The 16,742-nt window shown below is 70.6% G+C and carries 18 protein-coding genes and 1 tRNA gene; 12 read left to right on the forward strand and 7 right to left on the reverse strand.

Going from position 1 to position 16,742, the window contains the following annotated elements; translation table 11 throughout:
• Nucleotides 1-4: 4 nt before the first annotated feature.
• Nucleotides 5-77: transfer RNA gene (locus DEI97_RS05025), tRNA-Arg, on the forward strand.
• A gap of 62 nt (nucleotides 78-139) precedes the next feature.
• Here DEI97_RS05025 and DEI97_RS05030 read toward each other — a convergent pair.
• Together DEI97_RS05030 and DEI97_RS05035 are read right to left on the reverse strand one after the other, a co-directional pair.
• Nucleotides 140-1,468 (reverse strand): hypothetical protein, encoded by a 1,329-nt coding sequence (locus DEI97_RS05030; RefSeq protein ID WP_111075939.1) that lies wholly within the window; start codon nucleotides 1,466-1,468, stop codon nucleotides 140-142.
• A gap of 92 nt (nucleotides 1,469-1,560) precedes the next feature.
• Nucleotides 1,561-1,827 carry a hypothetical protein gene (locus tag DEI97_RS05035; protein ID WP_111075940.1) on the reverse strand — a complete coding sequence of 89 codons (267 nt, stop codon included), beginning with the start codon at nucleotides 1,825-1,827 and terminating at the stop codon, nucleotides 1,561-1,563.
• Nucleotides 1,828-1,986: 159 nt separating this feature from the next.
• Here DEI97_RS05035 and msrA point away from each other — a divergent pair, with 159 nt between their 5' ends.
• The 5 genes from msrA (at nucleotide 1,987) to DEI97_RS05060 (ending at nucleotide 5,702) form a co-directional block, all read left to right on the forward strand.
• Nucleotides 1,987-2,514 (forward strand): peptide-methionine (S)-S-oxide reductase MsrA, encoded by a 528-nt coding sequence (gene msrA, locus DEI97_RS05040; protein WP_111075941.1) that lies wholly within the window; start codon nucleotides 1,987-1,989, stop codon nucleotides 2,512-2,514.
• A 39-nt stretch (nucleotides 2,515-2,553) separates the two neighbouring features.
• Complete coding sequence (locus DEI97_RS05045) at nucleotides 2,554-2,781, forward strand: methyltransferase (RefSeq protein ID WP_111075942.1); 228 nt, start codon at nucleotides 2,554-2,556, stop codon at nucleotides 2,779-2,781.
• 113 nt (nucleotides 2,782-2,894) lie between these two features.
• Nucleotides 2,895-3,476 carry a single-stranded DNA-binding protein gene (locus DEI97_RS05050; RefSeq protein ID WP_111075943.1) on the forward strand — a complete coding sequence of 194 codons (582 nt, stop codon included), beginning with the start codon at nucleotides 2,895-2,897 and terminating at the stop codon, nucleotides 3,474-3,476.
• A gap of 52 nt (nucleotides 3,477-3,528) precedes the next feature.
• Nucleotides 3,529-5,214 carry an energy-dependent translational throttle protein EttA gene (ettA, locus tag DEI97_RS05055; RefSeq protein ID WP_111075944.1) on the forward strand — a complete coding sequence of 562 codons (1,686 nt, stop codon included), beginning with the start codon at nucleotides 3,529-3,531 and terminating at the stop codon, nucleotides 5,212-5,214.
• Nucleotides 5,215-5,219: 5 nt separating this feature from the next.
• Complete coding sequence (locus tag DEI97_RS05060; protein ID WP_111075945.1) at nucleotides 5,220-5,702, forward strand: acyl-CoA thioesterase; 483 nt, start codon at nucleotides 5,220-5,222, stop codon at nucleotides 5,700-5,702.
• 178 nt (nucleotides 5,703-5,880) lie between these two features.
• Here the strand turns inward: DEI97_RS05060 and DEI97_RS05065 are convergent, their stop codons facing one another.
• Nucleotides 5,881-6,744, reverse strand: a complete 864-nt coding sequence (locus DEI97_RS05065; protein WP_111075946.1) for an acyl-CoA thioesterase — start codon at nucleotides 6,742-6,744, stop codon at nucleotides 5,881-5,883.
• Between the two features lie 116 nt (nucleotides 6,745-6,860).
• Between DEI97_RS05065 and DEI97_RS05070 the strand changes: the two genes are divergently transcribed.
• Together DEI97_RS05070 and DEI97_RS05075 are read left to right on the forward strand one after the other, a co-directional pair.
• On the forward strand, nucleotides 6,861-7,562 hold the full coding sequence (locus tag DEI97_RS05070) for a DUF8185 domain-containing protein (RefSeq protein ID WP_111075947.1): 702 nt from the start codon (nucleotides 6,861-6,863) through the stop codon (nucleotides 7,560-7,562).
• A gap of 60 nt (nucleotides 7,563-7,622) precedes the next feature.
• Nucleotides 7,623-8,519: an NAD-dependent epimerase/dehydratase family protein gene (locus DEI97_RS05075; protein WP_111075948.1), complete on the forward strand. Its 897-nt coding sequence runs from the start codon at nucleotides 7,623-7,625 to the stop codon at nucleotides 8,517-8,519.
• Between the two features lie 278 nt (nucleotides 8,520-8,797).
• Here the strand turns inward: DEI97_RS05075 and DEI97_RS05080 are convergent, their stop codons facing one another.
• The 3 genes from DEI97_RS05080 to pepN form a co-directional block, all read right to left on the reverse strand.
• Complete coding sequence (locus DEI97_RS05080) at nucleotides 8,798-9,322, reverse strand: globin (protein ID WP_111075949.1); 525 nt, start codon at nucleotides 9,320-9,322, stop codon at nucleotides 8,798-8,800.
• Nucleotides 9,319-10,389: a mechanosensitive ion channel family protein gene (locus DEI97_RS05085; RefSeq protein WP_258376773.1), complete on the reverse strand. Its 1,071-nt coding sequence runs from the start codon at nucleotides 10,387-10,389 to the stop codon at nucleotides 9,319-9,321. Before DEI97_RS05085 ends, DEI97_RS05080 begins: the two co-directional genes overlap by 4 nt.
• Nucleotides 10,390-10,466: 77 nt before the next feature.
• Nucleotides 10,467-13,046 (reverse strand): aminopeptidase N, encoded by a 2,580-nt coding sequence (pepN, locus tag DEI97_RS05090; RefSeq protein WP_111075951.1) that lies wholly within the window; start codon nucleotides 13,044-13,046, stop codon nucleotides 10,467-10,469.
• 208 nt (nucleotides 13,047-13,254) lie between these two features.
• Between pepN and DEI97_RS05095 the strand changes: the two genes are divergently transcribed.
• Nucleotides 13,255-13,818, forward strand: a complete 564-nt coding sequence (locus DEI97_RS05095; RefSeq protein ID WP_260497637.1) for a mycothiol-dependent nitroreductase Rv2466c family protein — start codon at nucleotides 13,255-13,257, stop codon at nucleotides 13,816-13,818.
• Between the two features lie 154 nt (nucleotides 13,819-13,972).
• Here DEI97_RS05095 and DEI97_RS05100 read toward each other — a convergent pair whose 3' ends face one another.
• A complete protein-coding gene (locus DEI97_RS05100) occupies nucleotides 13,973-14,491 on the reverse strand; it encodes a GNAT family N-acetyltransferase (protein WP_111075952.1) in 519 nt (172 codons plus the stop codon).
• Between DEI97_RS05100 and DEI97_RS05105 the strand changes: the two genes are divergently transcribed.
• The 3 genes from DEI97_RS05105 (at nucleotide 14,490) to DEI97_RS05115 (ending at nucleotide 16,735) form a co-directional block, all read left to right on the forward strand.
• Nucleotides 14,490-15,164 carry a helix-turn-helix domain-containing protein gene (locus tag DEI97_RS05105; protein ID WP_111075953.1) on the forward strand — a complete coding sequence of 225 codons (675 nt, stop codon included), beginning with the start codon at nucleotides 14,490-14,492 and terminating at the stop codon, nucleotides 15,162-15,164. The genes DEI97_RS05100 and DEI97_RS05105 overlap by 2 nt on opposite strands.
• Before the next feature lie 101 nt (nucleotides 15,165-15,265).
• Nucleotides 15,266-15,754 carry a ribose-5-phosphate isomerase gene (locus DEI97_RS05110; RefSeq protein WP_111075954.1) on the forward strand — a complete coding sequence of 163 codons (489 nt, stop codon included), beginning with the start codon at nucleotides 15,266-15,268 and terminating at the stop codon, nucleotides 15,752-15,754.
• 51 nt (nucleotides 15,755-15,805) lie between these two features.
• Nucleotides 15,806-16,735, forward strand: a complete 930-nt coding sequence (locus tag DEI97_RS05115; protein WP_111075955.1) for an Fpg/Nei family DNA glycosylase — start codon at nucleotides 15,806-15,808, stop codon at nucleotides 16,733-16,735.
• Nucleotides 16,736-16,742 lie beyond the last annotated feature (7 nt).

Here is a 16,742-nt window from a genome sequence, read left to right on the forward strand (position 1 = left end):
GTCCGCCCCCGTAGCTCAGTGGATAGAGCAGGTGGTTTCTACCCACCGTGCCGCGGGTTCGATTCCTGCCGGGGGCACCGACGACGAAGGCCGCCACCCGGTGATGGGTGGCGGCCTTCGTGGTGTTGCTGGTGTCAGCTCACTCGTCGTCGTCGGACCGGCGGCGGAGCTCGCTCGCGCTGACCGGGTTCGAGTACGGGGACTCGGACGTCTCGTTCGCATCGGCGGGTTCGGCGGGAGCGTCGGCGATCCGGGTCGGGATCGACATCGTGTTGGTGCCGCCGGCAGCATCGACGTCGACGCGAGAGTCGCCACGGTCGTTGCCGCGAGCGTCGCCACGGTCGTTGCCGCGAGCGTCGCCACGGTCGTTGCCGCGAGCGTCGCGGCTGTCGTCGTCGCGGGAGGCGCCGCGCGCTGTCCAGGACGCCGGGAGGTCGTTCCGACCGTTCCGCTCGTCGCGGACGATCGGCGCGCGGTCAGCAGAGCTGGGGCGACCCGAGCCGACCGGGACGTCGTCCACCGCATCGGCGTTGTCGGCGTCGGTCGTGTCGGCACCGGAGCTGCGGGAGGCGGACCAACCGCGGTTCGGCGATCCGAACGCGGGGGAGCCGAGCGCCGGTCGGATCGGGGTGGTCTCACCGTCGGAGTACGGCCGCGTCGCGTTGTCCGAGATCGGCACCGTACTGTCCGAGATCGGCACGGTGGCGTCCGAGCCGTACGAGGGACCGGCGGGGCGACCGGCCGGTGCGGCGTTCGTGTCCGGGTAGGCCTGCGTGGGGGCGGCGGCCGCGGAACCGGCTCCGGCGGCCGGAGTGGCCCGAGCGCTGGTGTCCACGGTGGGCGCGACCGTCGGCTGCGCAGGGCGGAGCGACGTCGTGGTCGGGGTGGGCGCCGGTTCGGGGCTGCGGGACGAGTCGACCTTGTCCGCGTTCCAGTCCTGCTGGCGCTTGATGAGCTCGGCGTCGGGGTCCGGGGAGTCGAACTTCCAGCGCTCGAGATCGCTCTTGAAGAGCTTGCGTGCCCGAGCCGGCCGAGCCTGCCACTCGAGGATGCGGTCACGGAACTCGCTCAGCGACTGCTCCGCCTGGAAGCTGAAGGTCGAGGAGTTCTTCTTGATGTCCGCGATCTCGTGCTGTGCCCAGTTCGCCGCGATCGGTGCACCGGCGACGGGCAGCAGGCGGAGGCGGATGTCCGCGTCCTCGGCGAGGTGGTCGGCGTACGAGCGTTCGTCGTGCCCGAGGGAGCCCCAGTTGGCGGCCTTCCGCGCCGCGGACACGAGTCCGGCGACGGCGGCGTTCTTCGCCTCGCGCTCCTGGAGCGCGACGACGCGCTTCGTCGCCGCGCGGCCGATCAGGGCTGCGACGATGCCCGCGACGACGATCGCGACGAAGGGGATGATCGCCCCCGACAACACGCGCCAGCCCGCATCGGACGAGGTCCAGTCGTTCAGGTCGTTCCACCACTGCATGCGCGCACCATACGTCGGGATCGGTCAGGGTCTGGGGATGACAGGCGGAGGAACCGCACATCCATCGCATCTGATTCCGATGTGGAACATCATCACCAGCGGAGGGTGTCGACGGCGTCGTCGGCGTCCCAGACGTTGGGGAGCTCGACGAAGCGGCGTTCGGCAGCGACGTACCGACGGGCTCGGTACGCGGTGTCCCCGGCAACGTCGACGCGGTCCACGTACCCGACGATCTCGCCGTTGGCGCGTGTGACGCGGCTCAGGTCGTCGCGCACGTCGAGGATGCGGAGGTCCCCGCGGGACCGGGCCACCGGTCGAGGCGAGTGGATGCTGAGCCGGGCGTCCGTCGTCGTCTGCATGGGGGCCTCCTGGTCGTGGGGTGTGTCTCGAAGGTACGTTCGACCACCGACATGTCATCGGGCCGCGTCCCGACCTGGGGAAGACGCACGGGCCTCCCGGCGTTGTGGAGGACAGTTCTCGCAACGGCTCTCCCGAGCCCCGGAAGGCAGGTCCTGACCATGACCACGTTCGTGCTCGCAGGTGGGTGTTTCTGGTGTCTGGACGCGGTGTACCGCACGCTGCAGGGCGTGCAGGACGTCGTGTCCGGCTACGTCGGCGGGCGCGACCCGCACCCGACGTACGAGCAGGTGTGCACCGGGACGACCGGCCACGCCGAGGCCGTCGCCGTCACGTTCGACGAGTCCGTCCTGCCGGCGCAGGTCGTCCTCGACGTGTTCTTCACCCTCCACGACCCGCGCCAGCTGAACCGTCAGGGTGCCGACGTCGGGACCCAGTACCGCTCGGCGATGTTCCCGGCGGACGACGAGCAGCGCGCACTGTTCGAGCAGGCGATCGCGCGTGCGTCCGACGTCTGGGACGGCGGGATCGTGACCACGCTCGAACCGCTCGGCGAGTTCCACCGTGCCGAGGAGCACCACCAGGACTTCTTCGCGAAGAACCCGGGGCAGGGCTACTGCCTGGCGGTCGCGCTCCCGAAGGTCAACAAGGTGCGCAAGGCATACAGTCGGTACATCCTGGCGTCCTGACACGACGGGGCGTCGGGGCCACGAGGAGGTGGTCGCACGATGACGAACGACACGCTGCAGAACGCGGACGCGACGACGGGGACCTGGGTCGCCGTCGGACCGGCAGGCGCGGTGGGCACCATCCACCACGATGCCGACGGGTTCCGTGTGGAGCTGTACGGGCGACGTGGCCCGGGCGGGACCTACCCGTCGCTCCAGTCCGCCAAGGGCGCGGTGCACAAGGCGATGGGTCCGCTCGCGGACCGGCCCGAGTTCCGCGCACACTGATCCGGACTGGAGGCTCCGATCACCTTCCTGCACAGGGAGCGTGATCGGGGCCTCTTCTCCACATCGTCGTCGACGACGGCCCGCAGGCGTCTGCGCTGGCCGACGATCGACGCATGAACGACACGATCACGGTCTGCGGCATCGTCGCCACCGAGCCCCGCCACCTCGTCACCGAGACGGGCATCGCCATCACGAGTCTCCGGCTCGCCTCGCCGTCCCGCCGCTGGGACCGCCAGACGTCGACCTGGGGCAACGGTCCGACCAACTGGTACACCGTCACCGCCTTCCGGTCCCTCGCCGCCAACGTCAACCGGTCCCTGAGCAAGGGGGACCGGGTGGTCGTCACCGGGCGCCTCCGCATCCGGAACTGGGAGCGTGACGGCCGCGGTGGGACGAGCGTCGAGATCGACGCCGAGGGCATCGGCCACGACCTGGCGTGGGGGATCAGCAACTGGATGCGGCTCCCGCGGCACGTGACCGAGGCGACCGCTGCTCCCGGGACGTCACCGCGGGTCGATCACGAGACCGGCGAGGTCCACGACGACACCCCGGACGCCGCGCATCCGCCGGTGGACGCAGCACCGGACGACACCCACCCCGACGACCACCAGGGCACCGACGACACCGTCGCCGCACTGCTGCACCCCGATGCCGACGAGCCGCCGGAGCACCCGCTGGGGCTCGACGCGGCCTGATCTCGACACCGCGCCCACGGGGACCCGGTGTCGTCACTACACTTGGAGCGATATGGCTGAGTACATCTACCAGATGGTCCGCGCCCGCAAGGCGGTCGGTGACAAGCTGATCCTCGACGACGTCACGATGTCGTTCCTGCCCGGCGCCAAGATCGGCGTCGTCGGGCCGAACGGTGCCGGCAAGTCGACGATCCTGAAGATCATGGCGGGGCTCGACCAGCCCTCGAACGGCGAGGCGAAGCTGACCCCCGGCTTCACCGTCGGCATCCTCATGCAGGAGCCCGAGCTCGACGAGACGAAGACGGTCCTCGAGAACGTCCAGGAAGGCGTCGGCGAGATCCACGGGAAGCTCGCACGCTTCAACGAGATCTCCGCGCTGATGGCCGAGCCGGACGCCGACTTCGACGCGCTGCTCGCCGAGATGGGCACCCTGCAGGAAGAGATCGACGCGGCCGACGCGTGGGACCTCGACTCGCAGCTCGAGCAGGCCATGGCCGCGCTCCAGTGCCCGCCGAGCGACGAGCTCGTCACGCACCTGTCCGGTGGTGAGAAGCGCCGCGTCGCACTCTGCAAGCTCCTGCTGCAGAAGCCCGACCTGCTGCTCCTCGACGAGCCCACCAACCACCTGGACGCCGAGAGCGTGCAGTGGCTCGAGCAGCACCTGCAGCAGTACCACGGTGCCGTCCTCGCCGTGACCCACGACCGGTACTTCTTGGACCACGTCGCCCAGTGGATCGCCGAGGTCGACCGTGGTCGTCTCTACCCGTACGAGGGCAACTACTCGACCTACCTCGAGAAGAAGCGCGCTCGTCTCGAGGTCCAGGGCAAGAAGGACGCGAAGCTCGCCAAGCGTCTGACCTCCGAGCTCGACTGGGTGCGCAGCAACACGAAGGGCCGTCAGGCCAAGTCCAAGGCCCGTCTCGCTCGTTACGAGGAGATGGTCACCGAGGCCGAGCGCACCCGCAAGCTCGACTTCGAGGAGATCGTCATCCCCGTCGGCCCGCGTCTGGGCTCGCAGGTCATCGACGCCGAGAAGCTGCACAAGCAGTTCGGTGAGCGCGTCATCATCGGCGACCTGTCGTTCACGCTCCCGCGCAACGGCATCGTCGGCGTCATCGGCCCGAACGGCGTCGGCAAGACCACCCTCTTCAAGACGATCGTCGGCCTCGAGCCCCTCGACGGCGGCACGCTGAAGATCGGCGACACGGTCGACATCTCGTACGTCGACCAGAGCCGTGGCGGCATCGACCCGAACAAGAACCTGTGGGAGGTCGTGTCCGACGGACTCGACTACATCCAGGTCGGCAAGACCGAGATCCCGTCCCGTGCGTACGTCTCGCAGTTCGGGTTCAAGGGCCCGGACCAGCAGAAGCGCGCCGGCATCCTCTCCGGTGGCGAGCGGAACCGCCTGAACCTGGCGCTGACGCTCAAGCAGGGCGGCAACCTGCTGCTCCTCGACGAACCGACGAACGACCTTGACGTCGAGACGCTGGGCAGCCTCGAGAACGCGCTGCTCGAGTACCCCGGTTGCGCCGTGGTCATCACCCACGACCGGTGGTTCCTCGACCGCATCGCGACGCACATCCTCGCCTGGGAAGGCCTGAACGAGGACGGCACGCCGAACTGGTACTGGTTCGAGGGCAACTTCGAGGCCTACGAAGAGAACAAGATCGAGCGCCTCGGGGCCGACGCTGCGAAGCCCGGCCGCGCGACGTACCGCAAGCTCACCCGGGACTAGTCCCGGTGGCACGCCTGCACGCTCCGATCCGCATCCGCTGGAGTGACATCGACGCCTACGGGCACGTCAACAACTCGGCGATGCTCCGGCTGCTCGAAGAAGCACGCGTGCTGGCGTTCTGGGCGCCGGACCCCGACGAGGTCGACGAGTCGGGGTCCGCGCCGGAGCCGGTGATCGACGGCCGGCCCGGATCGGGGACCATGACGGTGATCGCGGCCCAGCGCCTCGAGTACCTCGCCTCGACGCCGTACTTCCGTCGACCGCTCGACATCCAGCTGTGGATCGGGCGGATCGGCGGCGCCAGCCTCGACATCTCGTACGAGGTCTGGTCGCCAGTCGGCCACGAGCCAGCCGAGCTCTACACGCGAGCCACCACGACGCTCGTCCTGGTGGATGCGGACACCAACCGGCCGCGGCGCCTCACCGACGTCGAGCGTGCCGCCTGCCAGCAGTACGTCGAGCCGCCGGTCTCGTTCTCGCGGCCCTGACCGGTCCAGACCGGCCCTGAACTGAGCTGAACGGACCGGCTTTGCGCCGACAGGTCCGGCCTTGCACTGACAGGTCCGGTCCCGCCGACCGCACCGGCCATCGGGTCTGATCGACCGCGGTCCGCCAAGCTTCGGTCAGTCGCCCGCCAGGTTCGGTGAGTCGCCCGGCCGGTCTCGGTCAGTCGTCCGCGGGGACGCGCATCATGCCCTCCTGCGCGACCGTGGCCAGCAGCCGCCCGTCGCGGGAGAACATCCTGCCCAGCGCGAGGCCTCGGCCGCCCTGCGCACTCGGCGACTCCTGCACGTACAGCACCCACTCGTCGGCCCGCCCATCGCGGTGCCACCACATCGCGTGGTCGAGGCTCGCGAGCTTCACGCCCGGCGTCCCCCAGGCCATCCCGTGCCGACGCATGATCGGCTCGAGGAGCGACAGGTCGCTCGCGTAGGCGAGGACTGCGCGGTGCAGGGCCGGGTCGTCCGGCAGGTCGCGTTCGACGCGGAACCACACCGCCTGGTGTGCGACCCGCGCGCCCTGCACGTCGACGTAGACCGAGCCCTCGACGTGCCGCATGTCGATGGACCGTTCCGCCCAGGCCTGCGCCGTCGGGTGGTCGATGGACGCGAGCACGGACGCGGCCGACGGCAGCGACTCCGGGTCCGGGACGTCAGTGGGGAACAGGTCCTGGTGTTCGGCGCCGACGTCCGGCGTCTGGAAGGACGCGATCATCGAGAAGATCGGGACGCCGTTCTGGTACGCCTGCGCTCGGCGGGTGGCGAAGGACCGGCCGTCGTGGATCCGCTCGACGCCGAACGTGATCGGGACGTCGATCGCGCCGGGCCGGAGGAAGTACCCGTGGACGGAGTGGATGTCACGCCCCTCGATCGTGGCCTGCGCCGCGACGATGCACTGCGCGAGGACCTGCCCTCCGAACACGCGGCCGCCCGGGGACCAGTGGCTGGCCCCCGTCAGGATGGTCTCGCGGGTGCTGGCTCCGGTGTCCTCGAGTCGCAGCGTGGAGAGGAAGTCGGGTTCGCGGTTCACGCCGTCAGTCTACGAACGGGCAGGTGGCGTCGTCACGGACGTCGAGGTCGGGGGAGCGGACGGGGACGCCGTGGCCAGCGAGCGCGGAACCGCCCCCGGCTAGGATCAGACGCGACATGAGCAGCTCGTTCACCCTCCCTGACGCCGCGTCGCTCGGCGATCTCCGCACCTACCTCGGGCGGGCCGCTCGGATCGAGGACGGGTCGGTCCGTCTGATCGCCGACTCCGGCGTCCTGGCCGTCTACACGGCGATCCTGTACCCGCTCGGACTGCTCGACGAGTTGCCGACCGTGCTCGGGCTCCGGACGTTCGCGTTGACGCAGCCGGAGCACATCGACGTCGTCGTGCCGCTGCGGTCGTTCCAGGAGCGCCTGCGCCTGCTCGCCGAGGCGCAGGACGCTGCCGACGTCGAGAGCGCCGACCCGACGCGGGCCACGCCGATCGAGGTCGAGCTGCCGCTCGAGGTCCACACCGTCACCTGGGCAGCGATCTCGCCGCCCCGCGGGGGCTGGGCGCCGCTGCCCGACGTGTCCGCGGAACTCCTGCACCGTGCAGCGCGGCAGGGCATCGACGAGGTCGCGGCCGCGGTACCGGCGAGCTCCGGCGAGTCCATCGTCCGGCGTGTCCGCTCCGAGGTGTGGGGTCGGCCGATCGACGGTGTCGAACACCTGCCCGCCGGCGCGGGGTTCGCTGCGGAGAGCCTCGGGTTCCTCGGCACGGAGCCGGTGCGGCTGTTCGAGACCGGTCCGTGGAGTCGCCTCACCACCTCCCGCGGGCACGTGCTCGTGAAGCGTCGCGCCTGGACCCTGAGCTCCTAGACCCTCGTCGCCGCCGGAGCAACCAGCGCGCCAGCAGATGACGGTGGTTGGCTGCGGGGCATGCACGTCTTCCTCACCGGCGCGTCCGGGTACATCGGCTCCGCCGTCCTCCGCGCACTCATCGCCCATGACCACACCGTCACGGCCGTCCTCCGCTCGGACGAGAAGGCCGCCCGAGCCAAGGAAGCCGGCGCCACCGCGGTCGTCGGAGACCTCACCGACCTCGCGCTCGTCGCCCGGCTGGCGGAGCAGGCCGACGCCGTCGTGCACACCGCCTCGGCCGAGGACGTCGACCCCGACTTCATCGCGACCGTCCTGACGGCACTCGAGGGCACTGCGAAGCCGTTCGTCCACACCGGCGGCATCTTCACCTTCGGGGCGTCCGGCGACATCACCGAGGCGTCGCCCGTGGCGCCGCCGGCCCTCACCGCGTGGCGGGCAGCGAACGAGGCTCGCGTCCGGACGAGCGCCGTGCGAACGACCGTCGTCGCGCCGGGCATCGTGTACGGCAACGGCGCCGGCATCCCGACGATGTTCGTCCCGGCGAGCGACGCCCCGACCCCGGTCCGTCTGGTGGGTGACGGCACGCAGCGCTGGACGACGGTGCACGTGGACGACCTGGCCGAGCTCTACGTCCTCGCCGTCGAGCGCGCCGACCAGGACGGGTACCTCGTCGCGGCGTCCGGTCACAACCCCACGGTCCGTGAACTCGCCCAGGCCGGCGTCGAGGGACAGGCCCGTGTCGAGGGACAGCCCGGCAGTGACGGACACACCGGCTCCGCTGTGTCCGTGGTCTCCGAGTCCGCCGACGAGTCGCGCGCACGACTGGGCACCGACTTCGCGGACGCCCTGCTGCTCGACCAGGCGGCGACCGGCGCGTACGCCCGCAGCCTCGGTTGGCAGCCGTCCCGGCCGACCCTCGTCGAGGAACTCCGGAACGGCTACCGCGCCGACTGACCCGACGACACCCGGTCACCGCGCCCAGTGTGGAACTGACGAGGAGACGGACGGGAGGCCCGTGGCAGATCCGCCACGGGCCTCCCGTCCGTCTCACGGAACGTCAGGACCCGCCCGATCGGCGGGCGGCCCGGTCGTGGACCGCGCCACCGTCACCGCGCAGAGGAACCAGGCTGGCGCACCACCACGCGACTACCGAAGCGGTCCGGTCAGGCCGTCGGACCGCGCCGACTGGGCAGTCCGACGCACCACGCCGACGAGCCTGGCCAGCGCCGAGGTCAGTCGAACGAGTTCGTCATCGCGTGGGCTGCACGGTCCAGGTAGCCCCACAGCTCGGCCTCGTCGAGCGGGGCGAGGCCGAGCGACTCGACCGCGTCGTGCATGTGCCGTAGCCAGTGCTCGCGGGCCTCGGGCGTGATGTGGAACGGGTTGTGCCGCATCCGCAGCCGGGGGTGCCCGCGCTGCTCGCTGTACGTCGACGGTCCGCCCCAGTACTGCTGCAGGAACTGCGACAGTCGCCAGATCGCGCCGTCGAGGTCCTCGGCCGGGTACATCGGCCAGATGACCTCGTCCTGCTGCACACCCTCGTAGAAGCGGCGCACCAGGCGGTCGAAGGTCGGGGCGCCGCCGATGCGGTCGAAGAGCGAGCCGCTCGCCGCCGCACCACCGAGGCCGACGCGGAGCGTGACGGGCTGCGCGGGCACGCCGCCGACGCCACCGGCACCGGCAACGCCGCCGAGGCCAGACCCACCGGTCCCAGGCTCACCGGTCGGCGGGCCGATGGGCAGTGACGGTCCGGTCATGGTGAGTCCTCGTGGTCGGTGCTGGGTTCGTCCCCGGTGCGGATGGGACGCCCGAAGACGTTCCGCCGTTGGCTGCGTGACCTGGTCGGCGCCGGGACGGGTGCGGTCCGCACCGGGCGCAGGCCGTTCACCGACGTGGCGTTCTCCCACCCGGCGGGCATGATCATCGACATCGCCGGCAGGGTCACGCCGAGTTCGTCGACGCTGTGCTTCAGCCGGATCCGGAGTTCACGGCCGACGACGTCGAGTTCGGAGGCGCGGGTCTTCACGACGAGACGGAACACCATGCCGGTGTCGGTGATCGACTGCAGCCCCCAGATCTCGGGCTTCTCCACGATCCGCTGGCGCCACCGGGGCTCCTGCGACATGGTGACGGCCGCGTGGAGCAGGGCGTCCTGCACGGCGTCGATGTCCGTGTCGTAGGGAACGGTGATGTCGACCAGGACGCGGGACCAGCCCTGGGACAGGTTGCCGACGCGGAGGATCTGGCCGTTCGGCACGAACCAGAGGATCCCGTTGACGTCGCGGATCTGCATGACGCGCAGCCCGACGCTCTCGACGATGCCGGTGGCCTGCCCGGTGTCGACGACGTCGCCGACGCCGGCCTGGTCCTCGAGGATCATGAAGATGCCGGACAGGATGTCGCGGACGATGCTCTGCGCACCGACCGCCAGGCCGGCGGCGACGACCGAGGCGCCACCGACGATGCCGACGGCGGCGGTGGGGAACACCGTCGAGATGACGATGGCGAACGCGATGACCGCGACGACGACCGTCGCCAGGTTCTCGAGCACGCTGCCGAGGGTGCGGGTGCGCTGGACGACCCGGGCGGTCTGCAACGGCGAGGCGACGAGCGCCTGCGTGTCCGCCGCACCCTGCCGCTTCTTGACGCCGTTGACGATGCGGTCGACGACCTGCTTGATGGTCCGGCGCAGGATGAGTCGGAGGATCACCGCCGCGAGCAGGACGACGACGATGGTGATCGGGACGTGCCAGGTGTCGACGAACTGGGTGAACGTGTTCGACGCCCACTTCGAGACGTCGGGGGAGTCTGCAGCCAAGAGCATGATCCGGTCGATGCTAAGCGGCGAGGCCTCGGTGTCCCTGGAGGAACGCCGAGGCCTCGCCGCCGGTCACATCAGGCTCAGACGTCCGACGCCTGGACGCGGAGGGCCCGCTCGGTGCCCGCGAGGTTCTCGGTGACGATGCGGCGCAGGGCCGGCGTCTCCGGGTGTGCCTCGAGCCACGCCACGGCCGCGTCGCGCAGCTCGGCCGACGCCAGCGGCGCGGGGTAGAGCCCCGTGACGACGGTGTCGGCGATGTGGTAGCTGCGCTCGTCCCAGATGCGGGTGATCACGTCGAAGTACCGCGACACGAGCCCCTCGAGCACGACCGGGGAGTTCACGTGCTGGAACCCGATCGTGGTCTGTCGGACGATCGCGTTCGGTGCGTCGTCGCTGTCCACGAGGGACGAGAACGCCGCCAGCTTGCCCTCGGCGGTCGGGATCGTCGCCCGGGCACGCGCGGCGGCCTGCTCGCCGGAGGCCGTGCGGTCGGCGGCGAGCTCGGTGTCGATCTCGTCGTTGCCCGCGGCGCCGGCGAGGACGAGGCCCTCCAGCAGCTCCCAGCGGAGGTCGGTGTCGACCTCGAGCCCCTGCAGCGTCACCGAACCGTCGCGCAGGCCCTGCAGCGTCGCCACGTGCTCCGGCGTCGACGGGATCTGCGCGAAGAACTTCACGAACTGGAACTGCGCGTCGGAGCCGGACTCGGCCGACGACGCGAGCTGCCAGAGGGTGTCGCCGACGGTGCGGACGGTGCTGTCGGACTTCGCCGGTGCGACGTAGTTCCGCGCGGTCAGCAGGAGCTGCGACAGCGTGGTCCGGATCGTCGTGGACTCGGTCTCGGTCGCGATGTTGCCGAGTGCCAGGGACACGTAGTCGCTGGCGGGGGACTCGGCGTCGCGCGTGGCGTCCCAGACGGCGCCCCAGACGATCGAGCGGGCGAGCGGGTTCGCGATCGCGGCGAGGTGCTCGATCGCGGTGCGGCGGGACTGCTCGTCGAGGCGGATCTTGGCGTAGGCCAGGTCGTCGTCGTTGAGCAGCACGAGGTCGCCGCGGTGCACGCCGACGAGCTCGGGCACGTCGGTGCGGGGACCGTCGACGTCGATCTCGACGCGGTGTGCCCGCTCGAGCTTGCCGCCGGAGGACGCGGTGTCGGCGCCGAACGGGGCCGAGGCGTCGTTCGTGAACGAGTACACGCCGATGGCCAGGCGGTGCGGGCGCAGCGTCGGGTGGTCGGCCGGGGCTTCCTGCAGCACCGCGAAGGACGTGATGACACCGTCGGCGTCGGTCTCGATCTCCGGGCGCAGGGTGTTCACGCCGGCGGTCTCGAGCCAGAGCTTCGACCACTCGGACAGGTCACGGCCGCTGGTGGACTCGAGCTCGACGAGCAGGTCGGCCAGCTCCGTGTTGGAGTGGTGGTGCTTCTTGAAGTACGCCGAGACGCCCGCGAAGAACGCGTCGATGCCGACCCACGCGACGAGCTGCTTGAGGACCGAGCCGCCCTTCGCGTAGGTGATGCCGTCGAAGTTGACCTGCACGTCTTCGAGGTCGTTGATCGTCGCGACGATCGGGTGCGTCGAGGGGAGCTGGTCCTGCCGGTAGGCCCAGGACTTCTCCATCGCCTGGAACGTCGTCCAGGCCTCGGTCCACTCGGTGGCCTCGGCCGTGGCGATCGTCGACGCCCACTCGGCGAAGGACTCGTTGAGCCACAGGTCGTTCCACCACTTCATGGTGACGAGGTCGCCGAACCACATGTGCGCGAGCTCGTGCAGGATCGTGACGACCCGGCGCTCCTTGATGGCGTCCGTGACCTTCGAGCGGAACACGTAGGTCTCGGTGAAGGTCACCGCGCCTGCGTTCTCCATCGCGCCGGCGTTGAACTCCGGCACGAAGAGCTGGTCGTACTTCTCGAACGGGTACGCGACGTCGAACTTCTCCTCGAAGTACGCGAAGCCCTTGCGGGTGATGTCGAAGACGTAGTCCGGGTCGAGGTACTCGGCCAGCGACTTCCGCGCGAACACCCCGAGCGGGATGGTGCGGCCGTCGCGGCTCGTGAGCTCGCTGCGCACGACCTCGTACGGGCCGGCGACGAGGGCTGTGATGTAGCTCGAGATCTTCGCGGTCGGCGGGAACGTCCACGTGGCGTGGTCGCCGTCGACGTGCGGCTCGGGCGTGGGGGCGTTCGAGACGACCTGCCAGCGCGCCGGTGCGGTCACGGTGAAGCGGAACTCGGCCTTGAGGTCGGGCTGCTCGAACACGGCGAACATGCGGCGGCTGTCCGGGACCTCGAACTGCGAGTAGAGGTAGACCTCGTCGTCGACGGGGTCCACGAAGCGGTGCAGGCCTTCGCCGGTGTTCGTGTACAGCGCGTCGGCGACCACGACGAGCTCGTTCTGCTCCTGCAGGTCGGCGAGCTGGATGCGGACGCCGTCGTTCACGGCGGCGACGTCGAGGGCCGTGCCGTTCAGGGTGACCGAGTGGACGGTCTTCGTGATGGCGTCGATGAACGTGCTGGCGCCGGGCGTCGCGGTGAAACGCACGCGGGTGGTGCTGCCGAAGCTGTCGGCGCCGCGGGTCAGGTCGAGTTCGACGTCGTACGTCTGGACGCTGACGATGCCGGCACGTTCCTGGGCTTCGGTTCTGGTGAGGTTCTCTCCGGGCACGGACGCTCCATCTTCGCTGCGGACGCGGACGATCGATGTCCGCGTGTCGGTGGGTCCCGCTCGGCGTCGTGCGTCGGCGGGACGGCTCGTGACCAGCCTAGCGAGCGGGCGTACGCTGCGATCCGTGACTGACACGACTGTGGAGAACCCTCATGCGACCCGGACTGCTGTGGAGTTCTGGTTCGACCCGACCTGCCCCTGGGCGTGGATGACGAGCCGCTGGGTGGGTGAGGTCGAGCAGCACCGCGACCTCGACGTCACCTGGAACGTGATGAGCCTGTTCGTCCTCAACGAGCACAACGAGGACATGCCCGCCGAGTACCGCGAGGCGATGGAGCGCAACCAGGTGTACTCGCGTCTGGTGACGGCCGCGAAGGCCCGCCACGGACAGGACGTCGTGAAGCGCCTCTACGACGCCCTCGGCGAGCAGATCCACCACCGCCAGCAGAAGGACCCCGAGCAGGTCGTGCCGGCCGTGCTCGAGCAGCTCGGCCTGGAGGCCGACCTCGCCGACGCCGCGTGGACCGACGAGACCGACGCCGCGATGCGCGAGAGCCACCGCGACGGCATCGAGCGGGTCGGCCAGGACGTCGGCACGCCCGTCATCGCCGTCGACGGCGTCGCCTTCTTCGGTCCCGTCATCTCGCCGGCGCCGAAGGGCCAGCAGGCGCTCGACCTCTGGGACGGCGTCGTCGCCGCGGCCCGCTACCCGGGCTTCTTCGAGCTCAAGCGCTCGCGCACGACCGGCCCGGTCTTCGACACGGTCGACTGACGGGAGGCGCGGCCCGGCCCCGCCACGCAGCCCGCGCCCGCCGAGCCTCGGCTCCGCGGACACCGCGCGCCTCCACGACGCCGCAGAGTGTCCGCTGGGCCGAGGCTCGGCCCCGGCCGGGCGGGCCGGGCGGGGCCCGGCGGGCCGGCCCGGCTCAGCCGAGCGGCAACCGCATCAGGGTCAGATCGAGCCACCGGTCGGCCTTGCGACCGACCTCGGGCACGACGGCGACGGTCGTGAAGCCGAGCCGTTCGTGCAGTGCGATCGACCCGGTGTTGGCGCTGCAGATGCCGGCGATCATCACGTGTCGACCCTCGGCGGTGGCCCGGGCGACGAGCGCTGCCATCAGCGTCGAGGCGATGCCCCGTCCGCGGAACGACTCGACGACGTAGACGCTGTGTTCGACGGTCAGCCGGTAGCCCTGGTGCGGCCGCCACTGGGAGTAGGTGGCGTAGCCCGCGACGACCCCGTCCACCTCGGCGACGAGGACCGGCCAGCCGTCGCCCTGCCGCTCGGTGAGCCAGGTGTCGAACCAGGTGCGGGGGTGCGGGACCTCCTGCCAGATCGCGGTCGAGTGCAGGACCGCGTCGACGTGGAGTGCGTGCACGACGTCGAGGTCGGCCGGGGTGCAGTCGCGGACGCGGACGGCATCCGTCGCATATGCTGTCGCCATGTCTCACATCGTAGACGAGCCGGAGGGCACAGGCGCAACCCCCGACGCGGATCACCCTGATGCGGAACGCGGCGGTCCGGAACACCCCGACGACGCCGACCAGCGCCGCCTGGGGGAGCGCCTGCAGCGCCTCCGTACCGAGCGCCGCTGGAGCCTCACCGAGCTCGCCGAGGAGTCCGGCGTGTCCCGCGCCATGATCAACCGCGTCGAACGAGGCATCTCGAGCCCGACCGCGACGATCCTCGGCCGCCTGTCCGGAGCGTTCGGCCTCACCGTCTCGCAGCTCCTCGACGAGGCCCTCGAGCACGAGGTGCCCCGCACCAGCGACCCGGACGAGGCCCGCGGGATCCAGCGCGCCGCCTCGGCCGACTCGTGGACCGACCCGGAGACCGGGTACCGCCGCCGTCCCCTGTCGAGCGCGGACTTCCCCGCCGACGTCACCGAGGTCCGCCTGCCCGCCGGCCGCGAGGTCGCCTACCCCGCCAGTGCCTACGCCTTCCTGCGGCACTGCATCTGGGTCGTCGACGGCACCCTCGAGCTGCAGGTCGGTGAGGCCACGACGCGGCTGGGCGCGGGCGACCGGATCGAGCTCGGCGAGCCCGCCGACGTCGTGTACCGCAACGCCGGCGACGAGCCGTGCCGGTACGTCGTCGTCGTGGTGCGGCAGCGCTGACGGGAGGCCCGCCCCGGGTCCGGCACCGCGCCTCCCGTCCGCCCGTCGGCCGGGTCGTCGGACCGGTCCGTCCGCTGCGGACGCGGGAATAGGATCGGTCCATGCGCATCCACCTCGGAACGGACCACGCCGGCCTCGAGTTCAACAAGACCCTCGCCACGCACCTGACCGGAGCGGGCCACGAGGTCGTCGACCACGGTCCGACCGCGTACGAGCCGCTCGACGACTACCCCTCGTTCTGCATCAACGCCGCGCACGCCGTGGTGCAGGACCAGCGGGCCGGCGTCCAGGCGCTCGGCGTCGTCTTCGGTGGGTCGGGCAACGGCGAGCAGATCGCCGCGAACAAGGTCGAGGGCATCCGGGCCGCACTGGTGTGGAACGAGTCGACCGCGGTCCTCGCCCGCCAGCACAACGACGCGAACGTCATCTCGATCGGGGCGCGCCAGCACACCGAGGAAGAGGCCATCCGCTTCGTCGACCTGTTCATCGCCGAGCCGTTCTCGGGCGAGGAACGGCACGCCCGCCGCATCGCGCAGCTCGCCGAGTACGAGCAGACGGGCACGATCGCCGGCAAGCAGGTCGACGCGTAGGAGCCGGCCGGGGGACACGACCCGTCAGCGGTACCGGGTAGAACTGGATCCATGCCCGAGGGTCACTCCGTCCACAGGATCGCCAACCAGTTCACCCGCCACTTCGTCGGCAAGCGCTGCGAGGTGTCCAGCCCCCAGGGCCGGTTCGCCGCGGGGGCCGCACAGCTGGACGGCAAGCAGTTGATCGCCTCCCGGGCCGTCGGCAAGCAGATGTTCCTGGAGTTCGAGGACGACCTGTTCCTCCGGGTGCACCTGGGCCTGTACGGCGCATGGGACTTCGCCGGCGTGATCTCCACGGCCGAGGCGCTGTCGGACGACGACGACCGCGAGGAGTCGCTGTCCTCGATCGGTGCCCCGCGGCTCGCCCGCTACCGGATGGCCGAACAGGAGAAGAACGAGGACCCGATCGAGGCGTTCCCGCCGGACCCGGTCGGCCAGGTGCGTGTGCGGCTGCTCACCGAGGACACCGTCGCCGACCTCCGCGGGCCGACCGCCTGTGTCGTCGAGGACCCGGCCGGCGTGCAGCGTGCGCTCGACAAGCTCGGTCCGGACCCGATGAACGACGACGGTCCCGAGGCCGAGAAGGTCTTCGTCGAGAACGTCCGGAAGCGCAACGTGGCGATCGGGCAGCTGCTGATGGACCAGTCCGTGGTGAGCGGCATCGGCAACATCTACCGCGCGGAGCTGCTGTTCCGGCAGCGCCTCGACCCGTACAAGGTGGGGAAGAAGATCACCGTCAAGCAGGCGAAGGCGCTCTGGGCGGACTGGTCGAAGCTGCTGCACGACGGCGTCCGCGACGGCCTGATGCTGACGATGGACGGGCTGTCCGACGCCGACCACAAGAAGGCCCTGCGCTCCCGCAAGGACCGCCACTGGGTCTACCACCGCCAGGGGGAGCCCTGCCGGGTCTGCGGCACCGAGATCCGGATCGCCGACATGGCCGGCCGCAAGCTCTACTGGTGCCCGAAGGACCAGAAGTAGCCAGGAC

Source organism: Curtobacterium sp. MCLR17_032, assembly GCF_003234795.2.
Classification (GTDB): Bacteria; Actinomycetota; Actinomycetes; order Actinomycetales; family Microbacteriaceae; genus Curtobacterium.

Coding starts and splice junctions, on each gene's coding strand:
- DEI97_RS05045 (WP_111075942.1), top strand. CDS start 2,554: ATGACGAACGACACGCTGCAGAACGCGGACGCGACGACGGGGACCTGG.
- ettA (WP_111075944.1), top strand. CDS start 3,529: ATGGCTGAGTACATCTACCAGATGGTCCGCGCCCGCAAGGCGGTCGGT.
- DEI97_RS05100 (WP_111075952.1), bottom strand. CDS start 14,491: ATGGCGACAGCATATGCGACGGATGCCGTCCGCGTCCGCGACTGCACC.
- DEI97_RS05110 (WP_111075954.1), top strand. CDS start 15,266: ATGCGCATCCACCTCGGAACGGACCACGCCGGCCTCGAGTTCAACAAG.
- msrA (WP_111075941.1), top strand. CDS start 1,987: ATGACCACGTTCGTGCTCGCAGGTGGGTGTTTCTGGTGTCTGGACGCG.
- DEI97_RS05085 (WP_258376773.1), bottom strand. CDS start 10,389: ATGCTCTTGGCTGCAGACTCCCCCGACGTCTCGAAGTGGGCGTCGAAC.
- DEI97_RS05105 (WP_111075953.1), top strand. CDS start 14,490: ATGTCTCACATCGTAGACGAGCCGGAGGGCACAGGCGCAACCCCCGAC.
- DEI97_RS05075 (WP_111075948.1), top strand. CDS start 7,623: ATGCACGTCTTCCTCACCGGCGCGTCCGGGTACATCGGCTCCGCCGTC.
- DEI97_RS05080 (WP_111075949.1), bottom strand. CDS start 9,322: ATGACCGGACCGTCACTGCCCATCGGCCCGCCGACCGGTGAGCCTGGG.
- DEI97_RS05035 (WP_111075940.1), bottom strand. CDS start 1,827: ATGCAGACGACGACGGACGCCCGGCTCAGCATCCACTCGCCTCGACCG.
- DEI97_RS05070 (WP_111075947.1), top strand. CDS start 6,861: ATGAGCAGCTCGTTCACCCTCCCTGACGCCGCGTCGCTCGGCGATCTC.
- DEI97_RS05050 (WP_111075943.1), top strand. CDS start 2,895: ATGAACGACACGATCACGGTCTGCGGCATCGTCGCCACCGAGCCCCGC.
- DEI97_RS05095 (WP_260497637.1), top strand. CDS start 13,255: ATGACGAGCCGCTGGGTGGGTGAGGTCGAGCAGCACCGCGACCTCGAC.
- DEI97_RS05115 (WP_111075955.1), top strand. CDS start 15,806: ATGCCCGAGGGTCACTCCGTCCACAGGATCGCCAACCAGTTCACCCGC.
- DEI97_RS05030 (WP_111075939.1), bottom strand. CDS start 1,468: ATGCAGTGGTGGAACGACCTGAACGACTGGACCTCGTCCGATGCGGGC.